This is a genomic window from Vibrio sp. ED004, from assembly GCF_023206395.1.
Lineage (GTDB): Bacteria > Pseudomonadota > Gammaproteobacteria > Enterobacterales > Vibrionaceae > Vibrio.
In genome coordinates, this window is sequence record NZ_CP066149.1 from 472,166 (window position 1) to 497,711 (window position 25,546).

Annotated in this window: 21 protein-coding genes and 3 pseudogenes; 7 read left to right on the forward strand and 17 right to left on the reverse strand. The window is 44.4% G+C overall.

Going from position 1 to position 25,546, the window contains the following annotated elements:
• Positions 1–8 precede the first annotated feature (8 nt).
• Positions 9–1,571 carry a SpoVR family protein gene (locus ITG10_RS01960; RefSeq protein WP_248386653.1) on the forward strand — a complete coding sequence of 521 codons (1,563 nt, stop codon included), beginning with the start codon at positions 9–11 and terminating at the stop codon, positions 1,569–1,571.
• A gap of 92 nt (positions 1,572–1,663) precedes the next feature.
• Here the strand turns inward: ITG10_RS01960 and ITG10_RS26285 are convergent.
• Both ITG10_RS26285 and sohB read right to left on the reverse strand, forming a co-directional pair.
• A pseudogene (locus tag ITG10_RS26285) lies at positions 1,664–2,854 on the reverse strand (ISL3 family transposase).
• A 189-nt stretch (positions 2,855–3,043) separates the two neighbouring features.
• The gene (gene sohB / locus ITG10_RS01975) at positions 3,044–4,111 is read right to left on the reverse strand and encodes a protease SohB (protein WP_164913287.1); all 1,068 of its coding nucleotides are present in this window, start codon (positions 4,109–4,111) and stop codon (positions 3,044–3,046) included.
• Positions 4,112–4,248: 137 nt separating this feature from the next.
• On the opposite strand from sohB, the gene ITG10_RS01980 reads away from it, so the two are divergent.
• Positions 4,249–4,989 (forward strand): YciK family oxidoreductase, encoded by a 741-nt coding sequence (locus ITG10_RS01980; protein ID WP_017629695.1) that lies wholly within the window; start codon positions 4,249–4,251, stop codon positions 4,987–4,989.
• A 175-nt stretch (positions 4,990–5,164) separates the two neighbouring features.
• Here the strand turns inward: ITG10_RS01980 and ITG10_RS01985 are convergent, their stop codons facing one another.
• Together ITG10_RS01985 and ITG10_RS01990 are read right to left on the reverse strand one after the other, a co-directional pair.
• Complete coding sequence (locus ITG10_RS01985; RefSeq protein ID WP_348983567.1) at positions 5,165–5,731, reverse strand: IS3 family transposase; 567 nt, start codon at positions 5,729–5,731, stop codon at positions 5,165–5,167.
• Positions 5,732–5,889: 158 nt separating this feature from the next.
• Positions 5,890–6,399 (reverse strand): helix-turn-helix domain-containing protein, encoded by a 510-nt coding sequence (locus ITG10_RS01990; RefSeq protein WP_248386659.1) that lies wholly within the window; start codon positions 6,397–6,399, stop codon positions 5,890–5,892.
• Between the two features lie 171 nt (positions 6,400–6,570).
• On the opposite strand from ITG10_RS01990, the gene imuA reads away from it, so the two are divergent.
• From imuA to ITG10_RS02005, 3 genes are all read left to right on the forward strand, one after another.
• Positions 6,571–7,278: a translesion DNA synthesis-associated protein ImuA gene (imuA, locus tag ITG10_RS01995; protein ID WP_017630675.1), complete on the forward strand. Its 708-nt coding sequence runs from the start codon at positions 6,571–6,573 to the stop codon at positions 7,276–7,278.
• Between the two features lie 3 nt (positions 7,279–7,281).
• Positions 7,282–8,754 (forward strand): DNA polymerase Y family protein, encoded by a 1,473-nt coding sequence (locus ITG10_RS02000; RefSeq protein ID WP_248386661.1) that lies wholly within the window; start codon positions 7,282–7,284, stop codon positions 8,752–8,754.
• A gap of 88 nt (positions 8,755–8,842) precedes the next feature.
• Positions 8,843–11,935, forward strand: a complete 3,093-nt coding sequence (locus ITG10_RS02005) for an error-prone DNA polymerase (protein ID WP_017630674.1) — start codon at positions 8,843–8,845, stop codon at positions 11,933–11,935.
• Positions 11,936–12,036: 101 nt separating this feature from the next.
• Here the strand turns inward: ITG10_RS02005 and tnpA are convergent.
• The 3 genes and pseudogenes from tnpA to ITG10_RS02020 form a co-directional block, all read right to left on the reverse strand.
• A pseudogene (gene tnpA / locus ITG10_RS02010) lies at positions 12,037–12,470 on the reverse strand (IS200/IS605 family transposase).
• A 396-nt stretch (positions 12,471–12,866) separates the two neighbouring features.
• The gene (locus ITG10_RS02015) at positions 12,867–13,808 is read right to left on the reverse strand and encodes a chemotaxis protein CheV (RefSeq protein ID WP_017632360.1); all 942 of its coding nucleotides are present in this window, start codon (positions 13,806–13,808) and stop codon (positions 12,867–12,869) included.
• 167 nt (positions 13,809–13,975) lie between these two features.
• The gene (locus ITG10_RS02020) at positions 13,976–15,193 is read right to left on the reverse strand and encodes an ROK family protein (RefSeq protein WP_017632359.1); all 1,218 of its coding nucleotides are present in this window, start codon (positions 15,191–15,193) and stop codon (positions 13,976–13,978) included.
• 319 nt (positions 15,194–15,512) lie between these two features.
• On the opposite strand from ITG10_RS02020, the gene pyk reads away from it, so the two are divergent.
• On the forward strand, positions 15,513–16,958 hold the full coding sequence (gene pyk, locus ITG10_RS02025; RefSeq protein ID WP_017632358.1) for a pyruvate kinase: 1,446 nt from the start codon (positions 15,513–15,515) through the stop codon (positions 16,956–16,958).
• Between the two features lie 133 nt (positions 16,959–17,091).
• Here pyk and ITG10_RS02030 read toward each other — a convergent pair whose 3' ends face one another.
• Both ITG10_RS02030 and ITG10_RS02035 read right to left on the reverse strand, forming a co-directional pair.
• Positions 17,092–18,306: a DUF6363 domain-containing protein gene (locus tag ITG10_RS02030; protein ID WP_248386662.1), complete on the reverse strand. Its 1,215-nt coding sequence runs from the start codon at positions 18,304–18,306 to the stop codon at positions 17,092–17,094.
• A 41-nt stretch (positions 18,307–18,347) separates the two neighbouring features.
• A complete protein-coding gene (locus ITG10_RS02035) occupies positions 18,348–18,437 on the reverse strand; it encodes a YnhF family membrane protein (protein WP_100214626.1) in 90 nt (29 codons plus the stop codon).
• A 145-nt stretch (positions 18,438–18,582) separates the two neighbouring features.
• Here ITG10_RS02035 and ITG10_RS02040 point away from each other — a divergent pair, with 145 nt between their 5' ends.
• Positions 18,583–19,176 carry an outer membrane beta-barrel protein gene (locus ITG10_RS02040; protein ID WP_017632356.1) on the forward strand — a complete coding sequence of 198 codons (594 nt, stop codon included), beginning with the start codon at positions 18,583–18,585 and terminating at the stop codon, positions 19,174–19,176.
• Positions 19,177–19,243: 67 nt separating this feature from the next.
• Here ITG10_RS02040 and ITG10_RS02045 read toward each other — a convergent pair whose 3' ends face one another.
• From ITG10_RS02045 to tmk, 8 genes and pseudogenes are all read right to left on the reverse strand, one after another.
• Complete coding sequence (locus ITG10_RS02045; protein ID WP_248386663.1) at positions 19,244–19,762, reverse strand: IS3 family transposase; 519 nt, start codon at positions 19,760–19,762, stop codon at positions 19,244–19,246.
• Positions 19,763–19,784: 22 nt separating this feature from the next.
• Positions 19,785–20,132, reverse strand: a complete 348-nt coding sequence (locus tag ITG10_RS26435) for an IS3 family transposase (protein ID WP_348983568.1) — start codon at positions 20,130–20,132, stop codon at positions 19,785–19,787.
• A pseudogene (locus tag ITG10_RS26440) lies at positions 20,109–20,588 on the reverse strand (helix-turn-helix domain-containing protein); the annotation flags it as partial. The pseudogene ITG10_RS26440 and the gene ITG10_RS26435, both read right to left, overlap by 24 nt.
• 86 nt (positions 20,589–20,674) lie before the next feature.
• The gene (locus tag ITG10_RS02055; RefSeq protein WP_017630545.1) at positions 20,675–21,079 is read right to left on the reverse strand and encodes a hypothetical protein; all 405 of its coding nucleotides are present in this window, start codon (positions 21,077–21,079) and stop codon (positions 20,675–20,677) included.
• 228 nt (positions 21,080–21,307) lie between these two features.
• Positions 21,308–22,738, reverse strand: coding sequence for a PTS glucose transporter subunit IIBC (ptsG, locus tag ITG10_RS02060; RefSeq protein ID WP_017630544.1), 1,431 nt, complete (start codon positions 22,736–22,738; stop codon positions 21,308–21,310).
• A gap of 444 nt (positions 22,739–23,182) precedes the next feature.
• Positions 23,183–23,950, reverse strand: a complete 768-nt coding sequence (locus ITG10_RS02065) for a YchF/TatD family DNA exonuclease (protein WP_017630543.1) — start codon at positions 23,948–23,950, stop codon at positions 23,183–23,185.
• Complete coding sequence (locus ITG10_RS02070; RefSeq protein WP_017630542.1) at positions 23,941–24,906, reverse strand: DNA polymerase III subunit delta'; 966 nt, start codon at positions 24,904–24,906, stop codon at positions 23,941–23,943. Before ITG10_RS02070 ends, ITG10_RS02065 begins: the two co-directional genes overlap by 10 nt.
• 6 nt (positions 24,907–24,912) lie before the next feature.
• Positions 24,913–25,545 carry a dTMP kinase gene (tmk, locus tag ITG10_RS02075; RefSeq protein ID WP_017630541.1) on the reverse strand — a complete coding sequence of 211 codons (633 nt, stop codon included), beginning with the start codon at positions 25,543–25,545 and terminating at the stop codon, positions 24,913–24,915.
• Position 25,546 lies beyond the last annotated feature (1 nt).

The following is a 25,546-nucleotide window of genomic DNA, read 5'->3' on the forward strand; positions in this document are numbered from 1 at the left end:
GGCTTGCCATGACAGCGAAATCAAACGTTGCAGAGAAAGACAAAGCTGCACAAAAGAAAAACGACAAGATGCTGCCTGATGGTCCAGATTGGACGTTCAACCTCTTAGAGCAATATCACGTAGAAATTAAGCGTGTGGCGCAGCATTACCGTTTAGACACTTACCCAAACCAGATTGAAGTGATTACTTCAGAGCAGATGATGGATGCTTACTCCAGTATTGGTATGCCTATCAACTATAACCACTGGTCATTTGGTAAGAAATTCATTCAAACCGAACAAAACTACAAGCATGGTCAAATGGGCCTAGCGTACGAAATCGTGATCAATTCCGATCCGTGTATCGCTTATCTGATGGAAGAAAACACGGTGACGATGCAGGCTCTAGTAATGGCGCACGCTTGTTACGGCCATAACTCCTTCTTTAAAGGCAACTACCTATTCCAAACTTGGACAGACGCAAGCTCTATCATCGATTACTTGCTGTTCGCTAAGAAGTACATTAGTGGTTGTGAAGAGAAATATGGTGTCGCTGAAGTCGAGCAGCTGCTTGATTCTTGCCATGCACTGATGAATTACGGCGTAGACAGGTACAAACGCCCTGAAAAGATTTCCATTGCAGAAGAAACGGCAAGACAAGAAGAGCGTGAAGCTTATCTACAGTCTCAAGTGAACGAGCTTTGGAGAACGGTTCCTCAAAACAAAAGTAAGGAAGAAGAGACCAAAATCCGCTTCCCTAGCGAGCCTCAAGAAAACATTCTCTACTTTATTGAGAAGAACGCCCCACTGCTTGAACCTTGGCAACGTGAATGTGTTCGTATTGTTCGCAAGGTAAGCCAATACTTCTACCCTCAGAAACAAACTCAAGTGATGAACGAAGGCTGGGCAACCTTCTGGCATTACACCATTCTTAACCATCTTTACGACGAAGGCTTGGTGAGTGATAAGTTCATCTTAGAGTTTCTACACAGTCACACCAGTGTGGTTGCTCAACCCGCCTACAACAGCCCTTATTTCAGTGGGATAAACCCTTATGCACTTGGCTTTGCGATGTTTAGAGACATCCGACGCATCTGTGAAGAGCCAACTGCTGAAGACAGAGAGTGGTTCCCTGAATTAGCAGGAAGTGATTGGTTAGAAGCGGTGCATTTCGCAATGCACAACTTCAAAGATGAAAGCTTTATCAGCCAATATCTTTCTCCAAAGATCATTCGTGATTTTAAGCTGTTTTCAGTGCTTGATGATGACCGAAAAAACACCATTGAAGTGAGTGCGATACACGATGATCCGGGCTATCGCCTGATCCGTGAGAAACTTGCAGCGCAATACAACCTCAGTAACCTTGAACCGAATATTCAGGTGTTTAACGTTGACGTTCGTGGTGACCGCTCAATGACGCTGCAGTATGTGCCTCATGACCGTATCCCGCTTGATAAAGGCTACGACGAAGTAATGAAGCATCTCTATCGCTTGTGGGGCTTTGACGTAATTCTTGAGGAGCTCAAAGACACAGGTCATCGAGAAATCCTGACCACTTGTCCGAAACGCAATGATTATGGAGCCAAGATTTAATATCCATCATAGTAAGTAGATAATGGGTATAAAACTCCGCTCCCCCTACAACATAGTGGTCACCCGCTCGGAAGTGGAGCAATAAAAAAGGTTCATCGCGGCTTTCCGGGGAAAGCCGCTTTTATCTTCAAGAAGAAGTAGTCTGTATCTCGATATCCATACCCCATTCGCTTGATTAACTTTATTTTGTTGTTTATCCCTTCCAATGTGCAGGTGTTGAGCGGATAAGTTGCCGATGCAATAATACCGTGAAGATAAGGCCTCAGTTTTCGTGCAAACTCTTTCAATGGCTTAATTCCACTCTCTTGCACTTGTGCCCACCATACCTCCCAGAGCCCCTTAGCATGTGCTTCTGATTTACAGTACCAAAGCTCTTTGAGTTGTGAGCCGAGTATATAAGTGGCCATCAAGTCCTTATTGATATTCAATATTTCAGTAAGATAGCTATCTTGTCGTGCATTTAAATTACCTCTGTTTTCAGCAGTACCCAGCGTGAGCGCTTCACCCATTGCCTCGCTTTTTATCCTGCTTGAGTTTGTTAGCTTGGTCGACTCTGACTCTATCCATCACCTCACGACCGAACTTAGCAACAACATGGAATAAGTCGTAAACGATTTTTGCATTCGGGCAGTGCGCTTGAACTTCAAGGTCAAAAGCCGTATTCATGTCCATTGCGACCGCTTCGATATTGTTACCATGCTTGCCTAACTGCTCGAAAAACGGTCGTATGTCCTTGCGGCTACGACCTAACCCTATCCAAATGACTTGGTGAGTCTTAGCATCAGCGATGACTGTGGCATATCGGTGCCCTTTAAAGATGGCGAACTCGTCCATGACGAGTTGCCTTAGCCCTTCCCATTTCACTGACGGTACCACTTGGCGAAGTCGACGTTTATCTATCTCTTTAATGGTGTGCCAATGAACGCTCGTTAACTGGGAGATATGCTTAATGGGAAGAAGAGGCAGTAGTTGTTCTATATAGCTTTTAGACGCGTCGTTATACGAGCATAAGGCTCTAACCAAGATAGAAACTCTGTTTTTATGCCGCAGTCACGACACTTGATCCTTCGAGTTTGAACGGAAAGCTCAACAGGAACATTGAACAACATGGCCTCTTTCACATGACGCCATTGATACTCATGGATAGCCTCAGCTTCAAGACCGCAAAGGCATTTAGCCTCAGAATTAGGTTTAAGAGTTAGTGTAACAAGTGATGCTGTCTGGTGAGACTTTACTATTTTAAAGCCTTCCCAGAATGAAGATAGGAAAGTATGATTCGGCATGAAAACGGTAGTTTGTGTATGATTTTTGTTTGGCGACTAAACCATATCACTTACTACCGTTTTTTTGTTTTTAGTTCCCGCTCATCCGCGATGAACCATAAAAAAGCGCATAAGTCTGATGACTTATGCGCTTTCTTTTCAAGGCTCAAACGTTTTTAAATAAACGTGAGGCACTCGAACTAAATAAGCTTAAACAATCGGCTTTTGACCGCGTTCAATCAGCTTCATCAACACGCTGTCTGCAGATTTACCTGCCACGCCAGCTAATTTGTCTGACAGCTTTTTCTTCTGTACGTAGTGAATCGCCAGAACCGTCTTGTCTTTGCATGCTTCAACAACTAAGTCATCAGAAGTACGGATCTCATCCACCAGCCCAAGTTCATGTGCTTGTGTACCAAACCAATGCTCACCCGTTGCAACCTTATCAAGGTCTAGCGCTGGGCGGTGATCACGAATGAAGTCTTTGAATAGACCATGTGTCTCTTCTAGCTCTTCTTTGAACTTCTCACGAGCTTTATCGCTGTTCTCACCAAACATGGTTAGAGTGCGCTTATACTCACCCGCAGTTAACTGTTCAAACTCAATGTCGTGCTTTTTAAGCAATTTGTTGAAGTTTGGCAGTTGAGCAATAACACCAATAGAGCCAACGATAGCGAAAGGTGCTGACACAATTTTGTCTGCGATACATGCCATCATGTAACCGCCACTTGCTGCTACTTTGTCTACCGAGATCGTCAGAGGCAAACCTGCTGCTTTAATACGATCAAGTTGAGAAGACGCCAAACCATAGCCGTGGACCATGCCACCGCCAGATTCAAGCTTAAGCAATACTTCATCGCCTTCACGAGCCACAGCTAGAACCGCCGTTACCTCTTCACGTAATGAAGCCACTTCTTTCGCATCAATGCTGCCGTTAAAATCAAGAACGAATAGGTGTGGTTCACGCTTGCTATCAAGCTCACCCTCTTTCGCTGCTTTCTTCACTTCTTTACCGCGTGATTTTACTTTCTCTTTTCCCGCTTTCTTTTCTGCTTTATCACGGGCTTTGATGAAAGCATCATCGTGTAGATGGTGCTCTAATTGTTCGATCGTCTGTTTATGGTGTTCAGATAGGTTCGTGATTTCCAGCTCACCTTTAATCGCGCTTGATTTTCCACCCACAGATTTAGCAATGACTAAAATTGCAATGATGGCGATTACAACGGTCGCAATCTTGGCTAAAAACAAGCCGTAGTCCAACAAAAATTCCAATGTCATATCCCCTATTGTATGAATTAGTGTATTGTAACCATCTTGTCACGATTACCAAGAATTTCTCATCATTCCTGCGGTTATCTGTGTGATTAAACATCAATGGAATGACGAACATAATAAAAGAAAGAAGGATAAGCACAGTGGATTACCCAATCTCTACAGATGCCCTCAAAGATAAAGTAATTTTGGTTACAGGTGCCGGTGCTGGCATTGGTCGCCAAGCTGCACTAAGCTTCGCTCAACATGGCGCAACTGTCATTCTGTTAGGCCGCAATGTTAAAAACCTAGAATTCATTTACGATGAAATCGAAAGCGCTGGTTACCCACAGCCTGCGATTATCCCATTGGATTTAAAAGGTGCGACAAAGCAGAACTACATTGATATGGCTGAAACCATTGAATCGCAGTTCGGTCGTTTAGACGGTCTACTTCATAACGCTGGCGTTCTCGGTACGCTGAGCCCGTTTGAGCAGATTGATGAAGAAACCTTTGATGATGTTATGCAGATCAATGTGAAGTCTGAGTTCTTGATGACTCAAGCACTTTTACCTGCACTAAAGAAAGCGGAAGCGGGTCGTATCGTATTCACCTCTTCTACCGTTGGTCACTCTGGCCGTGCATTCTGGGGCACTTACGCGATTTCTAAGTTTGCTACCGAAGGTATGATGCAGATCTTAGCGGATGAGCTTGAAGACACAAACATCCGTGTTAACGCGATCAACCCGGGCGGCACTCAAACACGTATGCGTGCAAAAGCGTACCCAGGTGAAGATGCTAACAAGCTGAAAACCCCACTAGACATCATCCCACTGTACCTACACTTAATGAACCCAAGTGTGACAGACATTAATGGCCAATGTATCGACGCTCAACCTAAGTAGTTGATATTATAACCCATAACAAGAAGCCGCTTTATGAAGTGACCCCGTAAAGTTGGACATTTCTGTTAAGCGGCTTTCAAGGCCTGAGTTCGATATTCCATCGGAGTCAGGCCTTTTAGTTTCACTTTTATACGTTTGGTATTGTAGTACTCGATGTATTCTTTAATTTGCTCTATCAGAGCATCTGCATCTTCAAAGCTTTGGTTGTGATACATCTCTGTTTTGAGTAAAGCAAAAAGTTTTCAGCAACAGCATTATCCAAGCAGTTACCTTTTCTCGACATGCTTTGCGTTAACCCACTCTCCGCTACCTTTTTCTGATAGTGTCGATGACGATATTGCCAACCTTGATCGCTATGTATAATTGGCTTTGAGTTGGGTTTAAGCGTAGATATAGCCTCCGTCAGCATATCCGTGACAAGCGGCAAACAAGCATTTTTGGCCACTCTATAAGCAACCACTTCCTGAGTAAACAAGTCGACAACGGGAGACAAGTATACTTTCTGCTCTTTGACTTTGAACTCCGTGACATCAGTTACCCATTTTTCATCGGGTTGAGTCGCACTAAAATCTCTTTCAAGCACGTTAGGAGCAGTTGTTCCAGACTCACCTCGGTATGAACGATACTTTTTAATCCTGACCGTCGATTTAAGGTTGAGCTGAGCCATAAGCCTTTGAACCGTTTTATGATTGAGCACGAACCCCTGATTTTTAATTCCAAGTGAATACGGCGGTAGCCGTATCGGCCCTTATGTTCATGATAAATTGACTTTATCAACTGCAGCTCGGTTCGTAGCTATTTGGGCGCTTGCTTGTTTGAGCCTGATAATAAAAGACTCTTTTGCCAGCTGTAGAGTGTGCAGTAAGTGCTTCAACGGGTACTGGCCTTTAAGAGTTAGAGCTATGACCGCTTTTTCTTTGTTCGACGGTTTTTTTCCTGCTCCAACTCTTCCAACTTTTTTAGAACGGCATTCTCGGTTCGTAAGTAGACCAACTCCTCTTTTAGCTCCTCAAGTGTCATTTCATTATCAGGCTTAGTGGTACGTTGAGGTTGCTGTTTCATTGAGGGTTTTCCTTTCTGGCGCATTTTGAGCCCCTTGATACCGAGCTCATTAAATCGTTTGAGCCAGACAGAGAGTATCCCAGGGGATGAGAGGTTTAATACTGCGCTAGTGTGCGTGAGAGACCATTCATTCGTCCACATTAAATTCAATGCTTTTCGTTTTGTCTGAGCAGTAGCAGCATGCTTAGTTGGTAAAAATGAAGCAGTGCCGTGGATGGCAAACACTTGAGCCCAATACCGAACCTGTCTTGACGAAATTGAATATTGTTTGGCTAAGTAGAGAGATGACGTGCCATCTAAGTATTGCTTAGCAATGATACATTTTAGCTCTCGGCTATATTTGGACATAAAAAGACCCCCAATAATTGGTATCCAACTATTGGGGGTCAGTTCAGAGAAATCAGCGGCTTTTTTGTATCTAAATCAACCGCCTAATACTTACTTCCGCTAATTTTCATCATTTTGCTTTGCATCTTTTTCATTGTTAAATATACTGTATAAATATACAGGTACTTAATTATGCATGAACTCATAAAAAACTTACAAGACCGCCAGTTAATCTGGAAAGGATTACAATCAACAACGCAAGGAAGTACCACTTCGACAGGCTATCCTCAATTGGATAAACAGCTTGATGGAGGCTTCCCGACGCACGGCGTTATTGAGGTTGAATCACAACAAGGGATCGGCGAACTTCGTCTACTCACGCCTTATTTAGCTCAACAAAACTCGCAAAAACTGGCCATATTCATTAACCCACCAGGGAAGATCTGTGCCGAATTTTTCAACGGCCAAAACATTCCACTAGAGAACATCCTAATCATCCAACCTCAACGTGATCTCGATGCATTATGGGCCGCAGAGCAGTGCCTCAAGAGTGGTGCCTGTCATTCTGTTTTGCTATGGGGAGCGGATCTAGAAATTCACCAAACCAAGCGCCTGCAAGCGGCAAGCGAAACGGGCAAATGTCTGCAATTTCATTTTAAAGCCACCAGCCATAATCAGTTATCCCTACCCGTATCTTTAAGCATGAAGCTGTCTTCTCACACCCAAGGGTTAAAGGTTGAAGTCACGAAAAGAAAAGGCAGCTGGTCGTATGGCAGTTTTATTCTGGACATGAGCCAGAACTGGCCGCTACTCACAGAAAAAGTCATCGATGAAAACAGCTCAACTAACGCCTTGTCTGGTAACACGGTGCTGGCTTTCCCTATTGCGAAGCAAGGCTAACGTATGCTGTGGCTGTATCTGCATTTCTCATCCCTACAATTGGACACCTTGTTTAACTCTAATGAATTGGGTTCGAACGAAGAATCACACAATCAGCCTCTTATCATCGTCGATGAGAAAGATCATCGTGTGCTGCAAGCTAACCAAGCCGCGCTGGACTCAGGCATTACACTGGACATGGGGCTAGGGTCTGCGGCGGCGCTTTGCCATAACTTACACGTCCATCCTTACAGTATTGAGCTAGAGAGAAATAAGCTGAAAGAGATAGCTCAATGGGCGTATCTGGTTACTTCTGACATGGCGTTATTGCCACCTAATGGTTTGTTGATTAAAGCTTCTAACATGCTGTCACTTTACGATGGGCTAGATAACTATTGGCATGAACTCAAAAGCCATTTAGAAGCGCTCAACATCCAGTTCAGCTTTGCCACGGGTTACTCACCGCTTTCTGCGATCCTTTTGGGCAAACAAGCGATCAACCAAGCAACGAACAATGTTCAACAGATGAAGAGTTGGGTTAACCAACAAGCTCTAAGTTCTAGCGAGCTACCACCTAAGCAAGTTGAGCGCCTGAACCGTGTCGGCATTAATATCGTTAAAGACCTATTGAAACTGCCTTTGCAAGAAGTCGCACGTCGCTTTGATATCGACTTGGTGAATTATGTTGGTCGTCTTAATGGGCAGTTCAAGCACCCTATTGATTTCTATCATCCACCAGAAAGCTTCCAGCAATATCTGGAGCTATTGTTTGATATTGAAAATATTCTATTTATCGAAAAGCCACTGCTGAAATTATTGAATCAACTGGAATGCTTTTTGAAGCTACGTGACAGAGTCGCGTTTGAGTTAACGCTGACTCTGCATCTTAGGGATAAAGACGATCATCATGTCTCTTTCTATTCAGCGCAGGGCGATTATCTTGCCAGCAAATGGGCGAACCTAACGCATCTGACCTTAGAGTCACTGAAGATCACAGCCCCCGTTCAAGGGCTCACTCTCTCGTTAACTCGTCATGGTGAACCTCAAATGGCCTACCATGATCTTTTTGATGGCAATACCGGAACGCTTGCTGCACTAGACCTACTTTCATTGTTACAGGCGAAGCTAGGACAGGCCTGCATTCAAACGCCGAAAATACAACAAGACCCTAGGCCAGAGAAAGCCAATCAATATTCGCTTCCAACACTAAGTCATACGGCGAAAAAGGGGCGAGATCCACAAGAACTCAATCAACAAGCCACAGCAACGAACAGCATTAACCAACAGCGACTCAGGCCCAGTATTTTACTGCCAGAACCTGAAGCATTAACCGAGAACATCACCTTATCTCAGGGCCCTGAGCGCATTGTTTCTGGGTGGTGGGATGGCGAAAAAATCATTCGCGACTACTTTATTGCTCACAGTGAAAACGGTCGATGGTTATGGGTATTCAGAACGCCCGATAAACAATGGTTCTTACACGGTTTGTTCAGCTAGTCAGTTTAATAAGTCGTTTTGCCAGTTGTTCCATTCAAACGTCCCTTTTCAATCATGTTCACTCGCAATGATTAAGTGAGATTCTATTATGTCTCAGCAATACTCAGAGCTTTTCTGTCAAAGTAATTACTCCTTTCTTGAGGGGGCTTCACACGCGGAAGAGCTAGTTTTACAGGCCGACTTTTTACGTTACAAAGCACTCGCTGTTACTGATGAGTGCTCGGTCGCGGGCATCGTGAAGGTTCACTCTGCAATCAAACAACACAAATTGTCGCTCAAACAAATTGTCGGGAGCATGTTTTGGCTAAATGAAGAGTGCCAAGTAGTCTTGTTATGCCCAAACAGACAAGCCTATGCCGAGTTGTGCCGCATTATTACCAATGCGAGACGTCGTAGCAGCAAAGGACATTATCAGCTCTCTGAGTGGGATATTATGTCGGCTAAGCACTGCTTCATTCTTTGGTTACCTCAACAAAAAAATGAAGACGCGTATTGGGGACAATGGCTTTCTCAACATCATTCCGGTCGGTTGTGGATTGGCTTACAGCGACACCTAAAACAGACCGACCAGCAATACACGGATTACTGTGTTGAACTGTCACAGCATCATCAATTGCCGATTACAGCTTGTGGTGGCGTGTTAATGCACAATGCTAATCGCTTGCCCTTACAGCACTCACTCACCGCGATTAAATATCAAAAATCAGTGACCGAAGTTGGCAGTCACTTACTGGCGAATGCCGAGCGCTGTTTGCGAAGCATCAATAAGCTCTCTCATATATTCAAAGCTGAGTGGCTGGAAGAGAGCAACCGAATTTCTGAACTGTGCGAATTTGATTTAGGTAGCCTACGTTACGAATACCCAAGTGAGCTGATCCCTCAAGGTGAGACACCCATGAGTTATCTGCGCATGTTGGTCGAGAAAGGGAAACAGGCTCGCTTTCCACAAGGTGTGCCTAATGACATTCAACAAATCATAGATAAAGAGTTGGGGCTGATTGGCGAGCTCGACTACCCTTTCTTTTTTCTCACGATCCACGACATCGTGATTTTTGCCAAAAGCCAAGGCATTCTTTACCAAGGTCGAGGGTCAGCGGCTAATTCCGTGGTCTGTTACTGCTTAGAAATCACCTCTGTCGACCCAAGACAAATCTCGGTGCTGTTTGAACGCTTCATCAGTAAAGAGCGTGACGAGCCGCCTGATATTGATGTCGATTTTGAACACGAGCGCCGTGAAGAAGTCATTCAATACATCTACAAAAAATACGGTAGAGAACGTGCTGCGCTTGCTGCTACGGTCATTTCTTATCGCTTTAAAAGCGCGGTAAGGGATGTAGGAAAAGCATTAGGGCTGCAAGAAACCCAGCTTGATTACTTCATTAAGAACACCAATCGCAGAGACAAAAGCCTAGGTTGGCAAGCTCAACTCACTCAATTGGGGCTGCAACCAGATTCTTTGAAAGGTCAGCAGTTTATCCATTTAGTGAATGAAATTATCGGCTTTCCACGTCATCTGTCTCAGCATGTGGGCGGCTTCGTGATCTCTTCTGGCCCTCTGTATGAATTGGTTCCTGTCGAAAATGCGGCGATGCACGATCGCACCATTATTCAATGGGATAAGGATGATCTTGAAACCTTGGGGCTACTTAAAGTTGATGTACTCGCATTGGGTATGCTCTCTGCGATTAGAAAATGCTTTGACCTGATCCAGCGTATTCATGGTCGCTCGTTAACGATCGCAGAGATCACTCGTCTCAAGGATGATCCTCAGGTTTACGGCATGATTCAGAGAGCAGACACGGTCGGTATATTCCAAATTGAGTCACGAGCGCAAATGAGCATGCTACCAAGGCTTAAACCAAGAACTTATTACGACCTAGTGATTCAAATCGCGATCGTACGTCCAGGACCAATTCAAGGTGATATGGTGCACCCATTCTTAAAGCGTCGAGATGGTATTGAGCCAATCAGCTACCCATCTAAGGATGTTGAATCAGTACTCTCGCGCACTTTAGGCATACCGATATTTCAAGAGCAAGTGATTAAGCTCGCGATGGTTGCCGCAGGTTTCACAGGGGGGGAGGCGGATCAGCTCAGACGCGCAATGGCCGCTTGGAAGAAAAATGGCAATGTCTTTAAGTTCAAAAACAAGCTCATCGAAGGCATGCAAAAACGAGGCTACGAAACCGAGTTTGCCGAACAAATATTTAAACAGATATGTGGCTTTGGTGAATACGGTTTCCCTGAAAGCCACTCGGCTTCGTTTGCGGTATTAGCTTATTGTTCAGCTTGGTTGAAACGCTACTACCCAGAGTGCTTTTATACTTCTTTGTTGAATAGCCAACCCATGGGCTTTTATAGCCCCTCGCAGTTGGTTCAAGATGCGCAGCGACACAATGTGAAGGTACTTCCTGTGTGTGTGAATGCCTCACAAGATGATCACACCGTGATATCTCACCAGAATGGTTTGGCGCTCCGATTAGGGATGAGGCAAATCAAAGGTTTGAGCGAGCACGGTATTCAGAGCGTACTTGCCAATCGCCCACATTCTGGTTATCGACACCCTAGCCAAGTAAAACAGCTATCGATGAATAAGAAGGACATTGAGTTGCTCGCATCAGCCAACGCGCTGCACAATGTTTCGGGAGACCGTTTTCAGACGCGCTGGGCGATAATGGACTCTGCTTCTGACCTACCTCTGTTTAGCCAAGTCTATGACGATACTGAGGGTGGGCATGGCGAACACACATTGCACAAACCCAATGAGATGCAGGATTTACTTGAGGACTTCACCAGTGTAGGGATTTCATTGAACAAACACCCTATCACTTTGCTAGAAGAAGCGAACCGATTAGGTCGATTTACTCATATGAAAGACTTGATACAACAAAGACACAAATCCATGGTCACCGTTGTCGGGCTAGTTACAGGTAAGCAATCACCGGGGACTGCGGCAGGTGTCACCTTTGTCACACTGGAGGACAGCACTGGCAATATCAACGTGGTGGTATGGGGAGCCACTGCGCGTGCTCAACAGCAAGCTTATCTCACAGCTAAAGCATTAAAGGTACAAGGAATACTAGAAAAGGAAGGGGAAGTGGTGCACGTGATTGCCGGGAAGCTCATCGATATTACCGATGAAATTGTTGGTTTGAAAACCAAATCACGAGATTTTCATTAGCGATTCCAATCGCCCTCCCATAAGCACTGAAACGCTAGAAGTAAATTACCACCTTCTAAAGAAGGTGGCTTTATGTGAGCCCCCTAAAAGGGGGCCTTTGTTTAGTCCAACGCCAATTGCTGCTGCTCCACGCGCTCTTTTTTCTCTTGATGTCTTACATAGCGTCGAATGATTTCTTCATTAACCCCTACGCTATCGACAAAATAGCCCCTTGCCAAAAGTGGTTACCCCAGAGTTTGTTTCTCCTTAAATATGGAAATTTACTAAAGAGTTTTAAAGCTATTTTGCCTTTCAATACGCCCATCAACTTGGATATCGATAACTTAGGCGGAACTTTTACTACCAAGTGCACGTGGTCAACTTGAACGTTTAATTCAACGACTTCACATCCAAGTTGATTACAGTAAACGTTTATACATCGATAAACTTCTTTACCTACATTGTTTTTCAAAATCCTAAATCGATACTTTGGTGTCCACACTATGTGATATTGACATCTCCAAAATACGTGGGAAGCTTGATTATATCTGCTCATGTTATTTGTCCTCTTTGACTTCGCTAAAAATCAAGGGAGCATTTAACATGGGTAGAACTACAGGCAAAGCCAAACTGAATGATAACCACCTACTGAAGTAGGTGGTTTAGGGCTGAAAACGAAAAAGGGAAGCATCAGCTTCCCTTCATTTCAAATTGTTGAGTTATACATCAACGTCAGCTTCCGTACGTCTTTTCTTAAATTCCCTATATAGTAATAAGCTCAAAGTCATTACGACTTTAGACGTTAACCATATCATTAAGAGGAACTACCTTAGATTGTGAGTGAAAAGTTACGCTAATAGTTGAGCATATTTTGTTAAGAAAAATATGCTTCGTCAATATTAGCAAACGCTTTCCATAAGGTCACTCAAAACAAACCGTACAGCTGCATTAATTATAAAATCTGGCGCATTCGCTCTTGAGTGACTTCAACCAAGAGATCCGGTTGGAATTTAGAAATAAAGCGATTACACCCTACTTTCTCAACCATGGCTTCATTAAAACTTCCGCTTAATGAAGTATTTAGCGTGATAAACAAGTCATGCATTCTAGGGTCAGTACGCACTTCATGAGTCAGTTTATAACCGTCCATTTCAGGCATTTCGGCATCGGTGATCATCAACAAAATCTCTTGATTAATGTCCTTGCCTTCATCGCACCACCTTTTAAGTAGGTTCAGTGCTTCTAAGCCATCACAACACTCAATAATGTTTAAACCAAGCTGCGATAAAGTGCCTTTAATCTGGTTACGTGCGGTAGAAGAATCATCAACGATAAGCACGTTGCGGCCAATCATTTCGTTGGCTAACTGCTCATCTAATACGCCTTCAGAGATCGACACATCGTAATCGATGATCTCTGCTAGCACTTTTTCAACATCGATGATCTCAACGATTTTGTGCTGCTCTTCTTCTTGAATATGCGTGATAGCCGTTAGGTAGTTTGCACGACCCGTGGTCTTTGGCGGTGGCTGGATTTCAGTCCAAGTTGTATTAACGATATTACGCACTTGTCCAACCAAGAAACCTTGTACGGTTCGGTTGTATTCCGTAATGATCAGGTTGCTCTCTTGAGACTCTGCACGTGACGGCGGAAACCCAATCGCACTGCGTAGGTCAATCACAGGTACCGATTCACCACGTAGAGAAGCAACACCGGTAATGTGGTGGTGAGAGCCCGGTAAGCGAGTAAGTACAGGCACTTTTAGGACTTCTTTCACTTTAAATACGTTAATCGCAAATAGTTGACGACTATTTAAGCTGAATAATAAGAGCTCCAGGCGGTTTTCACCGACTAGCTTGGTTCTCTGATCAACCGAATTTAAAACGCCAGACATACAACACCTTAGTGACAAATAATAACTGTGGCTACAATAGCCTACTTCAATGGGTTAAAGCAAAGCGCTAATGAACAGAATGCTTAAACTAAGTACAACAAATGATGTTATACAAAGCTTAAGTACATGGAAAGGTTCGGGGTAAGGCTAAAAGAAGAGAAAAAGAGTTAGCCTTCAATAACTTTCATTAACAGCTGGCCGTCATACAGGGCCTGCTTAATAAGTGCAGCACCTGGCATGGTTGCCTGCTTATAGAATCGAGATTCCACCAGCTCTAAGTCTTGATGGTAAACCGATAAACTCTGCTCTTCGATACACTTTTGAATCGCAGGGTACAACACGCTCTTCGCCTGATTGATAACACCACCGACCAAAATTTTCTCTGGGTTGAATAGGTTAATCACAATCGCAATCGCAGAACCTAGGTAACGGCCTAACTGTTCAATCACTTCAACAGCCAGTGGATCGCCATCGGCCGCAGCAGCACAGATTTGCTCAATCGTGACATCCTCAAACACAGTAAGCGTTGATTCTTCACCATTGGCTAATCGCTCTTTCACTTGCTCGCGGATCGCCTGTGAACTCGCCACTGTTTCTAAACAGCCTCGGTTACCACAATGACAAAGCTTGCCCTCTTTATCGATCTGGATATGACCCAGTTCACCGATGTTACCGTGACGCCCTTGCAGAACGCGGCCATCAAGAATGATCCCAGCACCTAAACCATGGTGAATTGAGATAAGAACAGAGTTGTCGTTGTCTTGTGAGTTACCAAACAGCTTCTCTGCTAATGCCCAAGCTCGGGTGTCATTGGCAATAAAGACTGGTAGACCGGTTTCTTTGTAGATCTCCGGACCCAACGCTAAGTTTTCAACGTTGTAATGCGGCATTTGCAACACAATACCCTGCTCTGAATTCACCAGACCTGGCAGTGTGATGGCAATGCTCGTTACCCTGTCGAGTTGCTCGGCATAGGTTTGGAAGAACTCATCGATTTCATGGAGAAGACGTGCCAGCACATCATCTTGGTCACGTTCGTGAATATCAATTTTGGTATCGATAAGCACATCGCCGCCCAATTCATGGAGCGCTATCGTGAGGTAACCACGACCAAGACGCATCGATAAAAATTGCCAACCTTCGTTATTGGTTTGCAGACCGACAGCAGGACGCCCACGAGTCGTGGCTTCTTGAACCGTGGTTTCGTGAATAAGGTGAGCTTCAATGAGTTCACGGGTAATTTTAGTAATACTCGCCGGAGCCAACTCACTTTGCTTGGACAGATCGATACGAGAAATAGGACCTTTAAGGTCAATTAGTTTATATACACGACCAGCATTGACCTGTTTGATATGATCAATATGGCCCGGTTGAGCCATGTACATTTTACGCTCCAGAAATCATCAACGAGGTAATTTTTTTACTTTGCGAAGTAATTGTGAAGTCACTTGGTATATCGCCGTGACCAGTATCACGTATATACATGAATCTTTGTGTATCGAGTCAAACAGTTCGAGGAAAATTAACACCCACATCGATAAATCGAGACTTAATTTTCACAAAAAAACATCGCGCTTGAGTACTAAGTACAATAAATATCAGTAAATACAGAAATATCTTCCTAGCTCCCAATAAATTATCAATTAATGCATATACTTAATTCAGTCTTGTAAAAGATTACTTGGTCTCACTCTAGGAGTATTCATGACAGCCGAATTAAGAAAAACGAAAATCGTCACAACGCTAGGCCCTTCAACAGATAAAGGTAACGTGCTTGAAGAAATCATCAAAGCCGGTGCCAATATCGTCCGTATGAACTTTTCTCACGGCAGCAGCGACGACCACATCCAACGCGCGGAAAAAGTCAGAGCGATAGCAAAAAGACTCGGCACTCAAATCGCCATTCTCGGAGACTTACAAGGTCCCAAGATTCGTGTGTCAACATTCAAAGATGGCAAAATCCAACTTGCCGTGGGCGACCTGTTCACTCTCGATAGCAGCCTAGGTTTAGGCGAAGGTAACCAAGAAGCTGTTGGCCTGGATTATAAAGAACTGCCTAACGACGTATCCGCCGGCGATATCCTGTTGCTTGACGATGGTCGTGTTCAACTCAAAGTAACCAAAGTCGAAGGTTGTCGCGTTCATACCGAAGTGATTATTGGTGGCCCTCTCTCGAACAACAAAGGCATCAACAAAAAAGGGGGAGGCCTTTCTGCAGAGGCACTGACCGACAAAGACAAGCGAGACATCGTCACCGCCGCTCAAATTCAAGTCGATTACTTAGCTGTCTCTTTCCCACGTAACGGTGAAGACATGCACTACGCTCGCCAATTAGCACGAGAGGCAGGGCTAGAGGCTCACCTAGTGGCTAAAGTCGAGCGAGCAGAGACAGTTGCGACCGTAGAGAACATGGATGACATCATAATGGCCTCAGATGTGGTCATGGTGGCCCGTGGTGACCTCGGAGTGGAAATAGGCGACCCAGAATTGGTCGGGGTACAAAAACAGCTTATACGCCGTGCTAGAGCGCTTAACCGAACAGTGATCACTGCAACTCAAATGATGGAATCGATGATCTCCGCACCAATGCCAACCCGTGCCGAAGTAATGGACGTTGCTAACGCGGTATTAGATGGTACCGATGCCGTGATGCTTTCAGGTGAAACCGCTGCGGGTGCTTACCCAGTCGAGACAGTGAAATCCATGGCCGAAGTGTGTATCGGTGCTGAAAAGATGGCGGGCATCAACCAATCGAATTACCGTATTGACCGAACCTTTGTGACGGCAGAAGAAACCGTTTCGATGGCAACCATCTACTCTGCCAACCACATGGAAGGCATCAAGGGCGTGGTGACGCTTACCGAGTCAGGGCGCACAGCTTTGATGATGTCACGACTCAGTGCCGACATGCCTATCTACGCGCTGTCTCGTAACGAAGGAACGCTAAATCGCTGTACTCTGTACCGTGGCGTGACACCTATCTACTTCGAAACTGAAGCCGAAGACAGTTTTGATATTGCACTATCTACCCTTGCTTGTCTGAAAGAGGCGGGACACCTCAAGTTTGGTGACTTAGTGATCGTCACTCAAGGCGATATTATGGATGTCGCGGGCTCAACCAACTGTATGAGAATCTTACCGGTCACCTAATCTCTGAACACTAAAGGTTTACATACATAACAAGTTAGTAAGCACAAAAAAGGGTTATTGAACCAAGTTCAATAACCCTTTTTCTTTTTGAATAGAGTGAGCTAACCACACGTTAATTTGCCAATTTAAAATATCACTTATCCGCGGCACTGGTTGCTAACTTTGGTATGTGTGAATTGCGCGCATTCTTTGTTGAGGTATAGGTTTCGACAAATCGGTAACCAGCTTCTAGTCCTAGGTCGTAATCATGCAACAAGTCTTCTTTATCACTCATTAATGAACTCGACTTTAGTGGTTTGCTAGGTGCTATCTGCACCACGAACGCATCGTCCGGCGGAGAGTTTAAAAAGTCCTGAGTTAAGGAGTATGTTTGATAGTGCACCATCAACATGTCTGCCAAGCCTGAATCAAATTTATCACCGATTAGATGACTTAAGCGGTAGATATCGTCAGCACCAAATAACCATCGACCACCATTGAGCAGGTCCAAATGTCCACGGTCGCGCTTCTGCTCTTTAGAACGAAGAATTTGCTGCTGGAAGAAAGAAGTCCAATCAGTTTTCCATTGTTCTACTTTCTGTTGCCAGTGATCTTGAACACTGTCGAAAGACTCTCTGAACCATTCCAGCTCTTCCGCAGATATAGGTTTAGGCGCTTTCACTGAGGTACTGCGATTAGGAGCCTCAACCAAGAGTTCACTTCCCTCCTCGACCACAGGTTCAGTACGAATCACAACAATAGAGCGAGCTTGCCTACGCCAGGCTTCTTGAACTGGGATACAAGCAGACACACCACCGTCAACATAAGCACTGTCGCCGATGAAGATCTCATCATTGTATAAACGAGGAATCGCACAGGTGGCAATCATCACCTTGTACCAATCTTCTCCCAATAACGGGAAGTAGTGATCGCGTAGATCTTTAGAGTCTGTCACTGCCGCATAGAAATGGCGGTCGCCTAGGGTTTGTCGCCCTAAATCAAGGTCCAGCTTATAAGGGTAAGCCATGATTTGTTCTAAGGCCCACTCTAATCCCAGATTCTTCCTGTGTCGTATATAGGAGAAGATATTGAAGAACTCTGGTGAGGTGGTGAGATCGAGCACGAAAGAACGCCCGAGGCCTTTATCGCGGCAAAGGTACGCACATAGGTTAAGCGCACCCGCAGAGGTACCAAAAAATTCATCGAAGGGGTCAAAATTAGAAAGAAGAAAAGCATCCAGCACACCTGAAGTAAAAATACTTCTCTGTCCGCCACCTTGAGCGACCAGTGCTGTTTTTCCAGCAATAAACTTAGCGTAGTAATCCAAGTCTATTGCTGTATCAATATTGGTTACAAGCCCACTATTCATTAGTCCCTGAGTATCAAAACTCAGCCTCGCAATAGATGGTATTAACTACCAATCGCAATAAAGCCAAATGAAAGAATGATCATGTAGATAAACACGGTAATTTGTAGGGCATTTTTCAGATTATGGTCCATAGACACCTCTGGCTTATTATTAATTTGTCGAGTCTCTATTTAAGTACTATCAGGTGTGTGAAGTATCTTCAAGAATCGTCGAAATTAGTCGCACAATATTGATGTAACCATCACAATTAGTAAGTGTATGGATAAGGATATACTCATGAATAACAAAGCAAATATGATAGCGCTTATTGCGTTTTTCTCTGTATCGAGCGTGTATGCTTCGCCGGAGATCATCATTACCCCAATGGTGGGTTATACCGGCGGTGGTAGTGTCGAAGACCAGGATGGCAAAACCTACGACATGAAAGCGTCTGAAAACTACACCTTTGCCATTGAAACACCACTTGATAAAGGTCGTATCGGCTTTTTCTATTCTAACCAGAGCTCTGAGCTCAAAACGCTCAACCTAAGCTCCTCAATCCAATACCTGCACTTGCAAAGTAGTATCTATTACCCGGCTTCGCCTGTGTTATCTGGATACCTTGGATTAGGTCTTGGTGCTTCTTACGTGGATGTTGACTGGGCGAAAGATAAGTATGGCTTCTCGACTTCTATCTTTGGCGGCTTGGAATACAAGTTCAGCGACAGTTTTGCGCTCAACACCCAAGTACGTTGGTTGGGTACGGTTGTTGATAACGACACATCTGGTGTGTGTAACATCCCTAGTACGGGTCAAGACTGTATTATCCGCTTTGATACTGATTGGATGAATCAATTCCAAGCCAATGTCGGACTCAGTTTTACGTTCTAATTACGGTAGCGGATAAAACGAAAAAGCCAGCTCGATTGAAGTGACCCCGTAAAGTTGGACATTTCTGTTAAGCGGCTTTCAAGGCCTGAGTTCGATATTCCATCGGAGTCAGGCCTTTTAGTTTCGCTTTTATACGTTTGGTATTGTAGTACTCGATGTATTCTTTAATTTGCTCTATCAGAGCATCTGCATCTTCAAAGCTTTGGTTGTGATACATCTCTGTTTTGAGTAAAGCAAAAAAGTTTTCAGCAACAGCATTATCCAAGCAGTTACCTTTTCTCGACATGCTTTGCGTTAACCCACTCTCCGCTACCTTTTTCTGATAGTGTCGATGACGATATTGCCAACCTTGATCGCTATGTATAATTGGCTTTGAGTTGGGTTTAAGCGTAGATATAGCCTCCGTCAGCATATCCGTGACAAGCGGCAAACAAGCATTTTTGGCCACTCTATAAGCAACCACTTCCTGAGTAAACAAGTCGACAACGGGAGACAAGTATACTTTCTGCTCTTTGACTTTGAACTCCGTGACATCAGTTACCCATTTTTCATCGGGTTGAGTCGCACTAAAATCTCTTTCAAGCACGTTAGGAGCAGTTGTTCCAGACTCACCTCGGTATGAACGATACTTTTAATCCTGACCGTCGATTTAAGGTTGAGCTGAGCCATAAGCCTTTGAACCGTTTTATGATTGAGCACGAACCCCTGATTTTTAATTCCAAGTGAATACGGCGGTAGCCGTATCGGCCCTTATGTTCATGATAAATTGACTTTATCAACTGCAGCTCACGTTCGTAGCTATTTGGGCGCTTGCTTGTTTGAGCCTGATAATAAAAGACACTTTTTGCCAGCTGTAGAGTGTGCAGTAAGTGCTTCAACGGGTACTGGCCTTTAAGAGTTAGAGCTATGACCGCTTTTCTTTGTTCGACGGTTTTTTCCTGCTCCAACTCTTCCAACTTTTTTAGAACGGCATTCTCGGTTCGTAAGTAGACCAACTCCTCTTTTAGCTCCTCAAGTGTCATTTCATTATCAGGCTTAGTGGTACGTTGAGGTTGCTGTTTCATTGAGGGTCTTCCTTTCTGGCGCATTTTGAGCCCCTTGATACCGAGCTCATTAAATCGTTTGAGCCAGACAGAGAGTATCCCAGGGGATGAGAGGTTTAATACTGCGCTAGTGTGCGTGAGAGACCATTCATTCGTCCACATTAAATTCAATGCTTTTCGTTTTGTCTGAGCAGTAGCAGCATGCTTAGTTGGTAAAAATGAAGCAGTGCCGTGGATGGCAAACACTTGAGCCCAATACCGAACCTGTCTTGACGAAATTGAATATTGTTTGGCTAAGTAGAGAGATGACGTGCCATCTAAGTATTGCTTAGCAATGATACATTTTAGCTCTCGGCTATATTTGGACATAAAAAGCCCCCCAATAATTGGTGTCCAACTATTGGGGGTCAGTTCAGATGCTGGCATTTTCATTATAAAAAACGGTTAAGTTCACTTTAGAACTTATAAGTCAAACCCAGTGCACCACCGACTTGCAGCTCAACACCTTTGTACATGTCTAGCTCAGGGTGAACTTGTGCGTAAGCATTCCAGCCTTCGTAGAAATTCACTTTCACGCCTAATGGCAAACGCAAGCCAAAATCGTCATTCCATTCAGCCCAAGCACCAGCACCTACGTACCAGCTTAACGGAGCTTCCGTTTCGAACTGACCACGTTTCCAAATGTAGTCGAATGCCGCGCCGTCATTACCAACGGTTGCACGGTACTTCTGATCAAACTCAACAACGACACTCAGGTCTTGGTCAATGGCGAGACCAACTTCTAAATCAGGAGCTTCAGAAGCATGAGCAAACGAGGCTCCGCTGCAGCACATAAGACCAATCAAGTAACGATGTTTCATAATATTCTCAGAATGTGTTTAAAAACGGTAGATTACTTAAATCACAACGGATGTTGTCATCATAAAGTTAAAGATAAGAGGTACCCAAAGCGGGGAATTGAGCATCAGAGCATCGAGCTGTTCGATAACCGATTGAGTAGCAAAGAATAAGTGCAGGAAGAGCTTTCATAAGGCAGAAAATAAAAAAGGAGGCCTCTCGGCCTCCTTTCAATTTATTGAATCAGTGAATTAACCGTTGTTACGGATCCACTCATCCATGTCTGTCTTAAGGTTGTCAGACTTAGTACCGAAGATAGCTTGAACGCCACCAGCAACTACAACAACACCTGCAGCGCCTAGTTTCTTCAGTTTGTCTTGGTCAACAACTGCTGTATCAGCAACTGCAACACGTAGACGAGTAATACAAGCGTCAAGACCAGTGATGTTCGCTTTGCCACCGAATGCAGCAACTAGCTCACCAGCAAGTTCAGAACCAGTCGCAACTGACTCTTCTTCAGTCTCGTCTTCACGGCCTGGAGTTTTAAGGTCTAGAGCTTTAATCACAGTGCGGAATACGATGTAGTAAATTGCAGCGTAAGCAATACCACATACAACCATTAGGCCCATCTTAGACGCGTTGCCAGATAGAACTAGGAAGTCGATTAGACCGTGTGAGAAAGATGTACCGTGTACAAAACCTAGAGTGTTCGCAAGAACGTAAGCAGAACCAGCTAGTAGAGCGTGGATTGCGTACAGTACAGGAGCAACGAATAGGAATGAGAATTCGATTGGTTCAGTGATACCCGTTAGGAATGAAGTTAACGCAGCAGAAGCCATGATACCCATTACTTTAGCGCGGTTTTCAGGCTTAGCTGAGTGTGCAATCGCGATTGCAGCAGCAGGTAGACCGAACATCTTGAACATGTAACCACCAGCTAGCTGGCCGAAGCCATTGCCCGCTGCACGAGATGCGTCATCAGCAACTAGGTAACAAGTAAGAACACCGTTTTGAGTTTCGCCAGCAGCGTTTACACAAGTACCAGCTTCAAAGAAGAAAGGTACGTTCCAAACGTGGTGAAGACCAAATGGAATCAGAGAACGCTCAACGATACCGTAGATACCAAACGCCACTTGTGGGTTTTGGTGAGCAGCCCAATCAGAGAACGCAGAGATTGCGCCGCCAACTGGTGGCCATACGATAGATAGCAGGATTGCTAGACCAATCGCAGAGAAACCTGTGATGATTGGCACAGCACGCTTACCAGCGAAGAAGCCAAGGTACTCTGGTAGTTGAATACGGAAGAAACGGTTGAATGCCCAAGCAGCAACACCACCGACTAGGATACCACCTAGTACGCCAGTATCGATTTTATCAACGCCCATTACACCAGCCATTACGCCAAGTGTAGCAGTCATGATGCCGTAACCAACGATTGCAGCTAGACCAGCTACACCATCGTTGTTAGTAAAGCCAAGTGCAACACCTACTGCGAACAGTAGTGCCATTTGACCGAATACTGAACCACCAGCTTGTTCCATTAAGTTTGAAACGATTTCTGGAATGAAAGGAAGATCTGCTGCACCGACACCTAGCAAAATACCCGCAACTGGTAAAACTGATACTGGAAGCATCAGAGACTTACCAACTTTCTGCAGGCTAGCAAAAAGGTTCTTAAACATGTTTATGCTCCTGATAAAGATAAAATAATTATATGGGTACTAACGGCACACCCCCGTAGCCTATATGTTAGCACCCTGCGAAAATGTAACCATGTATTGCATTATATTTTCTGCCGCTAAATATATATTGATGGGGAACTAACTTTCTAGTCACTTACGAAATTTAGTTTCAAAACACGTCTTGGATCACATGTCAAATCTAGAAATGCAATGCTTTACAAGAGTTTAATTAGTTGAAATATATGGTTATTTTTCAAGAGCGCTATTATTTTACTGGGTAAATAAAATAGGAGGGAATGTTATTTTTAGTAACAAAATTACAAATGTTATAATTAGCGCTCTCAAGTTCAACATAATTCGTAAACATTAAAAAAAAACGCACTTTTGGTGATCAAAAACACAAAAAGAGAGCTTTCGCTCCCTTTTATTTGTTTACTTAGTTTTTTATCGCAAAAAAAGTTTTTGATAGTTTTTGGTCGTTTGTTCAGCAACCTCTTTCATCGACACACCTTTCAACTGCGCAATATAGGCCGCCACTTCCACGACATATGCAGGTTGATTCTGCTTCCCGCGATATGGGATTGGAGCCAAGTATGGAGAATCGGTCTCGATCAGTAACCTATCTAACGGTAGATTCTTAACAACTTCTTTAAGTTCTGTAGCCTGCTTGAAGGTCACAATACCTGAAATTGAGATGTAGAAACCTAATTCCATTGCCGCTTCAGCGAACGCTTGATCTTCAGTAAAGCAGTGAATCACACCACCACACTTCTCCGCACCACCATCACGCAGAATCGCGAGAGTATCTTCACGCGCGTTACGAGTATGGATGATCAAAGGCTTGTTCAGCTCTACGGCCAACGCGACATGTTGCTTGAATCGCAGTTGTTGCAATTCCGCCGTCTCTGGTTGGTAGTGGTAATCTAAGCCTGTCTCACCAATCGCAACGACTTTTGGGTTACTCGCGTATTCACGCATTCTCTCTAAACAGAAATCACTTTCTACATCGAGAGGATGAACACCACAAGACGCTTTAACGTTATCAAACGGCGAGATCATCACGAGCATATTTTCAAACGAGTCAAGTGTCACACCTACAGAAAGTAGTTGGTCAACATTCGCTGCTTTCGCCTTGTTCACAACGTCTTCTACGCTGGTGTGTAAATCTTGGTAATCCAGTTTGTCTAAATGACAGTGGGAATCTACGAACATGTTTCCTCGCAAGTGGCTATCAGCCAATTCATTATGAGTAGCTCCGTATTGAGCCCAGGGTGTTGCTTTAACTGCTCAATCAGTATCAGCAGCTTATTCGATGCTGCATAAGCACTTTGATAAGACATCACCTCAACCAGTGCTTTCGCGCTAGGGGTGATAGCCTGATTCGCCAAGCCAAAATGCAGCTTCTGTACGTCAGACAATAAGTGCCATAGCCAACCCAATTGAATCAAAGGGTCTTTGCTAAGCTCTGTCGAGAATTTTAGCATGTCAGGTTGAGTACCCTTGATGACATTAACAAAGCCATCGAGCGCTTTGGTCGAAGCCTCTACCCCACCCTGCTCAAACATCGCCTTTGCTTTTAAAGGCGCGTTGTCATTGAGCGCTAAAATATATTGTGGAACAGCCTTACCAACTTCACCATCTAACCAAGCCGACCCGGCCTCCAACTGTGGGCTTACCACATTAAATTGTTGGCAACGGCTAATGATAGTCGGCATCAAACGGTTACTGTTACGAGTAGAAAGAATGAAGATACACTTGCTTGATGGCTCTTCCAGCGTTTTCAACAACGCGTTAGAAGCAGACTCATTCATTGCCTCTGCCGGGTTAAGCAAGATAACGCGTAAGCCACCTAACTGAGATGACTCTTGAGCCCAGCGGTTACTGGCACGCACTTGATCAACGGTGATCGACTTACCTTCTTTCTCTGGCGAGATAACATGAAAATCAGGATGACAGCCCGACTTCATCAATTCACAGCTATGACAAAACCCGCACGACTCACTTTCGTAGTTAGTGCACATTAATGCTGCTGTAAGTTGATCAATCAAGGCATCGACACCAAGCCCTTCCGGCGCATTAACAATCACCGAATTAGGAAAACGCTCAGCATCGAGACTTTTTTTCCACTCATTCCATACGGGAGTGAGCCAAGAATACACTTCAGCCATGACTACCTACTGTTTGTCGAGCCAAGCACCAAGCGCTTGCTTAATATCAGCAGCCACTTGATCTATCTCTTGTTGCGCATTAATCACAAGAACCGTGTCGTCTTGTGCAGCAATCTCAAGGTAACGTTCACGCGTACGATCGAAGAATGAGATATCCATTTTTTCTATTCTATCTAGCTCACCACGACCACGTGCGCGTTCAAGCCCTACTCTAGGGTCTAAGTCCAAGTATAGGGTTAGATCAGGCTTAAAATCGCCTAGCGTGGTTGCTTTCAATGATTCCATCGTCGTGCGCGCGATTTGACGACCACCACCTTGATAAGCCTGAGAAGACATATCATGGCGATCACCCAATACCCACTTACCACTGTCTAGTGCAGGCTTGATAACGTTTTCTACTAATTGAACGCGTGCAGCATACATCAGCAGTAACTCAGTCATGTCTTGAAGCTTTTCGCCTTCGTGTTCTTCTTTAACCAGAGAACGCATCTTTTCTGCCAACACGGTGCCGCCCGGCTCACGAGTATTGACAAGTTCTTCTACACCAGATGCTTTCAATGTTTCTACGATGGCATTGATTGCAGTGCTTTTACCTGAGCCTTCAAGGCCTTCAACCACGATAAATTTCGACTGATTCATA